Genomic DNA, 8,682 nt, shown 5'->3' on the forward strand with positions numbered 1-8,682 from the left:
AATACTGTGCTTACACGATACGCGCGAACGCAGCCACGCCGTGATTTGTTTGCTGCGGCTTGGGAACGGAGGGCGGCGGCACGGGCGGTATGTCATTGCCTTGGCCAAACAGCGCCTCGATATGACGCACACAGGAGGCCACGGCCTCGTCGGCAAGCGAATACCAGACCGTTTTAGCTTCTTTTCGGGTCTGCACCAATTCGGCACGGCGCAACTCGCCGAGCTGCTGGCTCAATGCAGGTTGCACTAACCCGGTAATTTCAGCGATTTCGCCGACATTGCGTTCCCCTCGCAATAAACAGGACAAGATCATCAGCCGCTGTGGCTGAGCAAAAACCTTGATCCTCTCGGCGACCGCTCCAGCAACGTCTCGATCAGCGAACAGGCCGGTCATGCGTGCTTCTCCAAGCGACAGAACCAATCCGGTGCGTCATCGGCGGAACCGGCCGCCGGCAACAGTAAGGGCTTGCCCTCGTCCCACCCCTCGGGCGTCAGCATATCTGCGCCGTCGACGCGCTGAAGCGCGCGAAGCAGGCGTAGCATTTCATCAACGGACCGGCCGACATTATGCGGGTAACTGGTCGTCGCCCGCACGATGCCATCCGGATCGATGAAGAAAGTTGAGCGCATCGTCATGCTGTCCGCGGCGGCCTCGTCGATCATGCCATACGCCCGGCCGATCACCATGCTGGGATCCTCGATGATGGGAAATCCGATCTCGACCCCGAACAGTTCCCTCAGTGCTCGTACCCAGGCGAGGTGGGAATAGAGACTGTCCACCGACAGGCCGACGAGCTGGCATCCCAATGCGTCGAACGCCGACTGGCGCCGGGCCAACTCCGCAAATTCGGTGCTGCAAACCGGCGTGAAGTCTGCCGGATGGGAGAAGAAGATCACCCATTGCCCTCGCAAATCTGAAAGCCGGAAATCGCCGGTCGTGGATCGCGCCTGAAAATCGGGTGCCAGATCGCCGATCCGCAACGGCCTGACTGTGCTGCTCATCTCATTCTCCATCAGACATCCCTGCAATCGGCACGCCAACAAGGCAAGTGCTTGACGATTGCAAAATATATAAATACATGATGTGTGTAAATATGAATTTATGGAGTTTCGCATGTCCGATCCCGCTCTTGCCCACGCCGCCGCGCAAGTCGCCTCCGCGCAGCAGGGCGTGCCGGTCATCAAGGCGTTCTTCGATGCGCCGACCTTCACCGTGACCTATGTGGTCCACGACCCGGACACCCGCCACGCAGCCATTCTGGACAGTGTCCTCACCTACGATCCGGCATCCGGTCGGACTGCCTTTGAAGCGGCAGATCCTGTCCTCGCCTATGTCGAACAGGCCGGGCTGACCGTGGACTGGCATCTAGAAACCCACGCCCATGCCGATCATCTGTCGGCGGCGCCCTATCTTCAGCAGAAGCTGGGTGGGAAGATCGCGATCGGCGCGCATATCTGCGAGGTGCAGCAGACGTTTGGCGCGCTCTTCAACGCAGGCGCCGAATTCGCCCGTGACGGGTCCGATTTCGACCATCTATGGGCTGATGGAGATACGTTTGCCATTGGCAACCTTGCCGTTACCGTGCTGCATGTTCCGGGCCACACGCCGGCATGTGTTGCCTATGTCATTGGCGACGCGGTCTTTGTCGGCGACACGATGTTCATGCCCGACTACGGCACTGCACGCGCGGATTTTCCCGGCGGAGACGCGCGAACGCTGTTCCGGTCCTTGCGTCGCATCCTTGAATTGCCGCCAGAGACGCGGTTGTTCATGTGTCATGATTATCTGCCGGAGGGACGCGACCATTATGTATGGGAGACGACTGTCGCCGAGCAGCGTCGCGCCAACGTGCATGCTCACGACGGCGTGACCGAGGATGAATTCGTTGCCATGCGTGAGGGGCGAGACCGCACGCTGGCGATGCCGCGCCTCATTCTGCCGGCCGTCCAGGTCAACATGCGGGCGGGCCACCTGCCTGCTCCCGAGGACAATGGCGTCGCCTATCTCAAGATTCCGGTGAATCAGCTATGATCGCTGACCTGTTCCCCCACGCGCAACCGGGTGCGGGGCTAATCGGCGGGGTGATGATCGGCTTGGCTGCCGCGATCATGCTGCTGGGCCTTGGTCGCATCGCCGGCGTCAGCGGGCTGGCGGCGCGGGCTACCGGTATTGCCGGTAGCGGCGCGCCGCATGGCATTGCCATCGCTTTCATTTTGGGCCTGCCGCTAGGGGCGAGCATCGTTGCCAGCGTAATGGACTGGAAGCCTGCCACGTATCCTGCACCGCTGATGCTGGTAGCGGCGGGTCTGATCGTGGGCTTCGGAACACGACTGGGATCGGGGTGTACCAGCGGGCATGGCGTCTGCGGTCTGTCGCGCCTCTCCTGGCGTTCCATTGTGGCTACGGGCCTGTTCATGGCGAGTGGTTTTGCGACCGTGGCCGTTATGCGCATTGCGGGAGTGCTGTGATGCGCATCATTCTGGCCTTGCTGTCAGGGACGCTGTTCGGTGCAGGGCTAGTCATATCCGGAATGGCCGATCCCGGGCGCGTTCGCGCCTTTCTCGACCTGTTTGGCCGTTGGGATCCTACGCTCGCCTTCGTCATGGGAGGCGCAATCGTGCCGATGGCGATCGCCTGGGCTGTCCAGCGGCGGCTTGAAAGCCCGCTGGGGGACAAGGCGTTCAGCCTCCCGGCAACGCGTGAGATAGACACTAGATTGTCCGTAGGCGCGGCACTGTTCGGCATTGGGTGGGGCTTGGGTGGCCTGTGTCCAGGACCCGCCATCGCCAGCCTCAGCCTGTCACCGGTTGCGGTCGCGCCGTTCGTACTCGCCATGTTCGCGGGCATGGGCTTGCACCGTCTCTTCATTCGATAATTCGGCGCTGCCGAATAGGAGCCGCTTCATGAACTTCAAGCTACTGACACGCCGGCTTTCCGTTTCGCCCCAACTCGGGCCTCAGGATATCGCGGCAGTTGCGGCTGCTGGCTTTCGCGCCATCGTGTGCAACCGGCCCGATGGCGAAGGTGCCGATCAGCCGGATGCCGCCGAAATCCAGGCGGCGGCCGCTTCTGCGGGCTTAGGCTTCGCCTATGTGCCTGCGGTCGCGGGTGCGCTTACCGATGCGAACGCGGCCGACATGCGTGCGGCGCTGGGGGCGCTGCCAGGGCCAGTGCTGGCCTATTGCCGGTCTGGCGCACGGGCCGAACAGCTTGCCCGGATGGCGGGGGCTTTGGATGGTGCTGGCGACAATTTCGACATCCTCATCATCGGGGGTGGCAGTGCTGGTTTAGCCACAGCGGCGAGTATATTGCGGCGACGGCGAAACGTCCGCCTTGCCATCGTCGAGCCTGCCGAGGCGCATTATTACCAGCCTGGCTGGACGATGGTTGGCGCAGGTATTTTCGACAGCGACTTTACTCGGCGCGACGAGGCTGCTGTGATGCCCAAGGGCGCGCACTGGATCAAGGCATCCGCAGAGCATTTCCACCCGGAAGACAAGCAGGTCACACTAAGCGACGGCCGCAGGGTCGGCTATGGCGTGCTCATCGTCTGCCCAGGTATCAAACTTGACTGGAAAGCTATTCCTGGTGTCGCGGAAGCCGTTGGCCACTACGGCGTGACCTCGAACTATCGCTACGACCTAGCCCCATATACCAATCGCCTCGTAAAGCAGTTCGCAGGCGGGCGGGCGCTCTTTACCCAACCAGTCATGCCGATCAAATGCGCGGGCGCACCGCAAAAGGCGATGTACCTGTCCTGCCATCGCTGGGAGAAAGCGGGGGTGTTACCGCGAAGCGATGTGCAGTTTCATACTGCCGGGGCCGTTCTGTTTGGCGTTCCCGCTTATGTTCCTGCCCTGATGGACTATGTCGAGCGCTACGGCATCCATCTCAACTTCGGGTCGAAGCTGGTCGAAATTGACGGGCCCGGGCGCACCGCCATTTTCGAGCAAGGTACCGGCGATGGCGTTAAGCGCGTGGCCGAGCGGTTTGACATGATTCATGTCGTGCCGCCGCAGGTCGCGCCTGATTTTATTCGCACCAGTCCGCTCGCGGCGGACTCAGGCTTTGTTGAAGTGGATGAAACAACTCTTCGTCATCCACGCTACCCAAATATTTTTGGGCTGGGCGATGCCTGCTCCGCCTCCAATGCCAAGACCGCTGCCGCGGCGCGCAAGCAAGCGCCTGTTGTCGCCGTCAATGCACTCGCCGTCCTTGACGGCGGCGCGCCGGTTGCTGGCTATGACGGCTATGGCAGTTGTCCGCTGACGGTCGAAGCCGGCAAGATCGTGCTCGCCGAGTTCGGCTATGGGGGGAAGCTGCTCCCGAGCTTTCCAAACTGGCTGATCGACGGCACCCGTCCATCGCGTCTGTCCTGGCTGCTCAAGGACACGATACTGCCGCCTGTCTACTGGCATGGGATGCTCAAGGGGCGTGAATGGATGGTGAAGCCACAGCCCATCGCCGCGGCCGAGCACGCATAATGGACCCGCTGCACTACGCGCTGGGCGCGGTGTCCGGGGGCCTTGTCGGCTTCGTGCTGGGGCTGGTTGGCGGCGGCGGTTCGATCCTGGCCGTGCCGTTGATGGTCTATCTAGTGGGCGTTCCCAATGCCCACGTCGCGATCGGCACCAGCGCGCTGGCGGTCGCAGCCAACGCAGCGGCCGGCCTTGTCAGCCATGCCCGCGCTCATCACGTCAAATGGCGCTGCGGCGGCATCTACGCTGCCGCCGGCATCGTCGGAGCGCTCGCAGGATCAACCTTTGGCAAGATGGTCGACGGCGACAAGCTGCTATTCCTGTTTGCTCTGGTCATGCTGCTGGTTGGCGTATTGATGCTTCGCGGTCGGGGTAACCCTGGCAATCCCGGCGCCGAATGCAACCGGGAGAAGGCACCCAAGGTCGTTGCTTACGGTCTGGGTTCAGGCGCGTTTTCAGGATTTTTCGGCATCGGCGGCGGGTTTCTGATCGTACCGGGATTGGTCGCGTCGACGGGGATGCCCATGCTGATGGCAGTTGGCACTTCATTGGTCGCCGTGACTGCTTTTGGCCTAACGACTGCTGCTAACTATGCCTTTTCCGGTCTCGTCGATTGGCCGCTTGCGATCGTCTTCGTAGCTGGCGGTGTCGTGGGCAGCGTTGGCGGAACGAGGCTTGCCGAACGCCTCGGCGGCGAGACGGGCCGTCTTACCCTGGTCTTTGCCGCCCTGATCTTCGTTGTCGCGCTCTACATGCTGTGGCGCAGTGCCGCAGCGTTCCTGACGATATGACCATCTGACGTATCCCGCCTGACACGCCCGTCTGATAAAAGGCGGGTGAAAGGACATGACCATGTTCGCTTCCGTTGACGCCCTGCTTCTGGCCCGCGCACAATTCGCCTTTACTGTCAGTTTCCACTTCTTGTTCCCGGCCTTTTCTATCGGCCTTGCCAGCTACCTCATGGTGCTGGAGGGGCTGTGGCTGAAAACAGGCAAGGGCGTGTACGCCAACCTCTTTCGCTACTGGCTCAAGATATTCGCCGTGGTGTTCGCGATGGGCGTCGTCTCGGGTATCGTCATGTCCTATCAGTTCGGCACTAACTGGTCGGTCTTTTCGGACAAGGCCGGCCCCGTTATCGGCCCGTTGATGGCCTATGAGGTTCTGACCGCCTTCTTCCTGGAGGCCGGGTTTCTGGGTGTCATGCTGTTCGGCATCAACAAGGTTGGACGCAAGCTGCACTTCACCGCGACTTGCGCCGTCGCAATCGGCACTTTCATCTCCGCCTTCTGGATCCTGTCGGTGAACAGCTGGATGCAGACGCCCACGGGTTATGAGATCGGCGCGAACGGCCAATTCCTACCGGGCCCGAGCTGGGCCGCGATCATTTTCAACCCAAGCTTCCCCTATCGCCTGGTCCATACCGTCCTGGCCGCCTATCTCACCACGGCCTTTGCCGTGGGTGGCGTCGGCGCGTGGCACCTGTTGAAGGATCGCGCCAATCCCGGCGCGCGCACGATGTTCTCGATGGCGATGTGGATGGCCGCGATTGTTGCGCCAATCCAGATATTCGCCGGCGACATGCACGGCCTGAACACGCTGGAGCATCAGCCGGCCAAGGTCATGGCGATGGAAGGGCATTATGACAGTCATCCCGACGGCGCACCGCTGATCCTGTTCGGCATCCCGAACAGCAAGGAGAAGCGGATCGACCATGCCATCGCTATCCCCAAGGCATCCTCTCTCATCCTCAAACATGAACTCAACGCGCCGCTCCGGGGTCTGGACAGCGTTCCTGACGCGGACGAGCCGCCGGTAGGCATCGTCTTCTGGGCCTTTCGCGTAATGGTCGGGCTGGGCTTTGCCATGCTGGGTATTGGCGCGTGGAGCCTGTTAGCGCGCTTGCGCAGCCGGTTGCACGACTGGAGGTGGCTGCACCGCGCGGCGCTCCTCATGGGGCCGTCCGGCTTCGTGGCGGTGCTGGCAGGATGGATCGTGACGGAAGTGGGGCGGCAGCCTTTTACCGTTTATGGCCTGCTCCGCACCAGCCACAGTGCATCGCCGCTGGATGCCCCTGCCGTCGCCAGTTCGCTGCTGGCCTTCGTCATCGTCTATTTCAGCGTCTTTGGCATGGGTATCTGGTATCTTCTGCATCTGATGAAGAAGCCGCCGCAAGCGCATGAAAGCGCGCTCGACGGCGCGCCTATCCGTACTGCCGGCATAACCCCTGCGCCCGCCATCGAAGGAGGAGAATGACGATGCTCGACCTTACCGTCGTTTGGGCCGCCATCATCGGCTTCGCCATCATCGCCTATGTCGTGATGGACGGGTTCGACCTTGGCATCGGTATCCTCTTTCCGCTGTTCAAGGTGGGCAAGGACCGCGACACTGCGATGAACAGCATCGCACCGGTCTGGGACGGCAACGAAACCTGGCTGGTGCTGGGAGGCGGTGGCCTACTCGCTGCATTTCCACTTGCCTATGCCATCATCCTGCCGGCCCTCTATGCGCCGCTCATAGCGATGCTGCTGGGCCTGGTACTGCGCGGCGTGGCGTTTGAATTCCGCTGGCGCGATCCGGCACACCGGGCCTTGTGGGACATCGCCTTCACCGGCGGCTCGGCTGTGGCGACCTTCGCGCAGGGTATTGCGCTCGGCGCGCTGCTTCAGGGCATCAGCGTTTCGGGACGGGCCTATTCCGGGGGATGGTGGGAATGGCTCTCGCCTTTTTCCCTGCTGATCGGCTTTGGCCTGGTGATCGGATACGCATTGCTTGGCGCGTGCTGGCTGAACTGGAAGGCCGAAGGGGGCTTGCAGAGGCAGGTCGTGACTTATGCCGGGCGCCTGGGCATTGCCCTGCTTGTCGTTATCGTCGCCGTTAGCCTCGCCACGCTGACGCTGGAAAACAGCTATCAAAGTCGCTGGCTCTCATTCCCCGGCGTGCTTGCGACTGCGCAGGTGCCGCTGGCGACGCTGATCGTCACTGCCCTGTTCTACCGGAGCCTGTCGCGCCGTAAGGATGCGCAGCCCTTCTTCTGGGCGCTGTCCCTGTTCGGGCTGTGCATCGTCGGCCTTGGCATCTCGATCTGGCCCGATGTCATCCCCGCGCGAGTCACGATCTGGGAAGCGGCGGCACCCTACCGCAGTCAGCTATTCATGCTGGTCGGCGGGGGCGTGCTGGTGCCTGTGATCCTCGCCTATACAGCGTGGGCCTATTGGGTATTCAGGGGCAAGGTCAGCGGCGAGGGGTATCACTGATGCGCAGCGCCATGACGCGTATCGGTTGGTTTGTAGGCATATGGGGAGCGAGCGTCTTGTCGCTCGGCATCCTCTCATTACTGCTGCGCGCACATCTGGCGCACATTGCGCTGCAAGCCCCATTATGACGGCGGCGGGAAGCGTCACATCAGCGCTCCCGGCTTTTCGCGCCCAGGGTACTCCCCATCGGCGAAAATATCCGAAAATAATCGGCTACGCAGGCCGATGCCGCTGCGGTCAACACGATGTCATGTGCGACGCACTGCGAGGATGAACACAAGCGATTTGCCATGTTTTCACTCCAGTTGTGAAAACTAGGCTAGGTTAAGCGCCCCCCTTGGCCACCCAGAAAGCGACAAAGGTTCATAATGGTGGAATCGCCCTACCCCGCTAAAATGTCGTCTCGTCCTTGATGCCGGGATATGGGTGCACACTTATTACGCCCTCATGCCCATAGCCGAGGATAATATGTCGCAAGGCAGAAGATGCCTTCTTATACAATCGGATGCGCTTCTTGTCGTAAAGACCTACGTGGAATAACGCCGTTCCACGCCAGCTTACGCGGATATTGATATGCCACTTCCCGGAATCATGCTGGCAGACATGCACATCTGTAATCGTCCCGCCTGGAGGGCGGTGCGTCGTGAGTTCGCGTTCCAAAAGTAGCTCTAATTCCATTCCAACCCTACAAGCGATTTTATGTGTTTTCGCTGGTTCTCCACATCGCGGTGCGATAGCGTAGCGCCAAGCTTCAACGGAGGTGTCTTAACAGGCTGCGGAAAAAGGCGCTTGCCTTGATGTGGCATTGCTGATTCCAGGATCCCGTCGAGGGATGTTGAAGGGATCGGGATGCGCGGCGGTGATGAACGGAGCGAGGGGCTGTTCTCGTACGTGAGTTGCGAGGCTCGGGTGCCGGCGAACCATGCTCTTCGCGCGATCCGGGCGATTG

General features: G+C 61.3%; 10 protein-coding genes. 8 read left to right on the top strand and 2 right to left on the bottom strand.

Going from position 1 to position 8,682, the window contains the following annotated elements:
• Positions 1-10: 10 nt before the first annotated feature.
• Both A8V01_RS12765 and A8V01_RS12770 read right to left on the bottom strand, forming a co-directional pair.
• The gene (locus tag A8V01_RS12765) at positions 11-394 is read right to left on the bottom strand and encodes an ArsR/SmtB family transcription factor (RefSeq protein ID WP_103096222.1); all 384 of its coding nucleotides are present in this window, start codon (positions 392-394) and stop codon (positions 11-13) included.
• On the bottom strand, positions 391-1,014 hold the full coding sequence (locus tag A8V01_RS12770) for a peroxiredoxin (protein ID WP_103096223.1): 624 nt from the start codon (positions 1,012-1,014) through the stop codon (positions 391-393). The genes A8V01_RS12765 and A8V01_RS12770 overlap by 4 nt, the downstream gene beginning before the upstream one ends.
• A gap of 100 nt (positions 1,015-1,114) precedes the next feature.
• Between A8V01_RS12770 and A8V01_RS12775 the strand changes: the two genes are divergently transcribed.
• From A8V01_RS12775 to A8V01_RS12810, 8 genes are all read left to right on the top strand, one after another.
• Positions 1,115-2,032 carry an MBL fold metallo-hydrolase gene (locus A8V01_RS12775; protein ID WP_103096224.1) on the top strand — a complete coding sequence of 306 codons (918 nt, stop codon included), beginning with the start codon at positions 1,115-1,117 and terminating at the stop codon, positions 2,030-2,032.
• Positions 2,029-2,469 (top strand): YeeE/YedE family protein, encoded by a 441-nt coding sequence (locus A8V01_RS12780; RefSeq protein ID WP_103096225.1) that lies wholly within the window; start codon positions 2,029-2,031, stop codon positions 2,467-2,469. Before A8V01_RS12775 ends, A8V01_RS12780 begins: the two co-directional genes overlap by 4 nt.
• Positions 2,469-2,876, top strand: coding sequence for a DUF6691 family protein (locus A8V01_RS12785; protein WP_211295008.1), 408 nt, complete (start codon positions 2,469-2,471; stop codon positions 2,874-2,876). The genes A8V01_RS12780 and A8V01_RS12785 overlap by 1 nt, the downstream gene beginning before the upstream one ends.
• Positions 2,877-2,904: 28 nt before the next feature.
• Entirely contained in the window at positions 2,905-4,485 is a 1,581-nt protein-coding gene (locus A8V01_RS12790) for a bifunctional protein tyrosine phosphatase family protein/NAD(P)/FAD-dependent oxidoreductase (protein ID WP_103096227.1), read from the top strand.
• Complete coding sequence (locus tag A8V01_RS12795; protein WP_103096228.1) at positions 4,485-5,270, top strand: sulfite exporter TauE/SafE family protein; 786 nt, start codon at positions 4,485-4,487, stop codon at positions 5,268-5,270. Before A8V01_RS12790 ends, A8V01_RS12795 begins: the two co-directional genes overlap by 1 nt.
• 61 nt (positions 5,271-5,331) lie before the next feature.
• A complete protein-coding gene (locus A8V01_RS12800) occupies positions 5,332-6,732 on the top strand; it encodes a cytochrome ubiquinol oxidase subunit I (RefSeq protein ID WP_103096233.1) in 1,401 nt (466 codons plus the stop codon).
• 2 nt (positions 6,733-6,734) lie between these two features.
• Positions 6,735-7,733 (top strand): cytochrome d ubiquinol oxidase subunit II, encoded by a 999-nt coding sequence (gene cydB, locus A8V01_RS12805; protein WP_103096234.1) that lies wholly within the window; start codon positions 6,735-6,737, stop codon positions 7,731-7,733.
• An 11-nt stretch (positions 7,734-7,744) separates the two neighbouring features.
• Positions 7,745-7,861 (top strand): DUF2474 family protein, encoded by a 117-nt coding sequence (locus A8V01_RS12810; protein WP_245892473.1) that lies wholly within the window; start codon positions 7,745-7,747, stop codon positions 7,859-7,861.
• Positions 7,862-8,682 lie beyond the last annotated feature (821 nt).

It is taken from the genome of Novosphingobium guangzhouense (assembly GCF_002896965.1).
GTDB classification, from domain to species: domain Bacteria; phylum Pseudomonadota; class Alphaproteobacteria; order Sphingomonadales; family Sphingomonadaceae; genus Novosphingobium; species Novosphingobium guangzhouense.

What these genes read in the sequence shown, in the direction of transcription:
- A8V01_RS12780 (WP_103096225.1), top strand. Translation starts at nt 2,029, where the DNA reads ATGATCGCTGACCTGTTCCCCCACGCGCAACCGGGTGCGGGGCTAATC.
- A8V01_RS12775 (WP_103096224.1), top strand. Translation starts at nt 1,115, where the DNA reads ATGTCCGATCCCGCTCTTGCCCACGCCGCCGCGCAAGTCGCCTCCGCG.
- cydB (WP_103096234.1), top strand. Translation starts at nt 6,735, where the DNA reads ATGCTCGACCTTACCGTCGTTTGGGCCGCCATCATCGGCTTCGCCATC.
- A8V01_RS12800 (WP_103096233.1), top strand. Translation starts at nt 5,332, where the DNA reads ATGTTCGCTTCCGTTGACGCCCTGCTTCTGGCCCGCGCACAATTCGCC.
- A8V01_RS12810 (WP_245892473.1), top strand. Translation starts at nt 7,745, where the DNA reads ATGACGCGTATCGGTTGGTTTGTAGGCATATGGGGAGCGAGCGTCTTG.
- A8V01_RS12765 (WP_103096222.1), bottom strand. Translation starts at nt 394, where the DNA reads ATGACCGGCCTGTTCGCTGATCGAGACGTTGCTGGAGCGGTCGCCGAG.
- A8V01_RS12795 (WP_103096228.1), top strand. Translation starts at nt 4,485, where the DNA reads ATGGACCCGCTGCACTACGCGCTGGGCGCGGTGTCCGGGGGCCTTGTC.
- A8V01_RS12785 (WP_211295008.1), top strand. Translation starts at nt 2,469, where the DNA reads ATGCGCATCATTCTGGCCTTGCTGTCAGGGACGCTGTTCGGTGCAGGG.
- A8V01_RS12790 (WP_103096227.1), top strand. Translation starts at nt 2,905, where the DNA reads ATGAACTTCAAGCTACTGACACGCCGGCTTTCCGTTTCGCCCCAACTC.
- A8V01_RS12770 (WP_103096223.1), bottom strand. Translation starts at nt 1,014, where the DNA reads ATGGAGAATGAGATGAGCAGCACAGTCAGGCCGTTGCGGATCGGCGAT.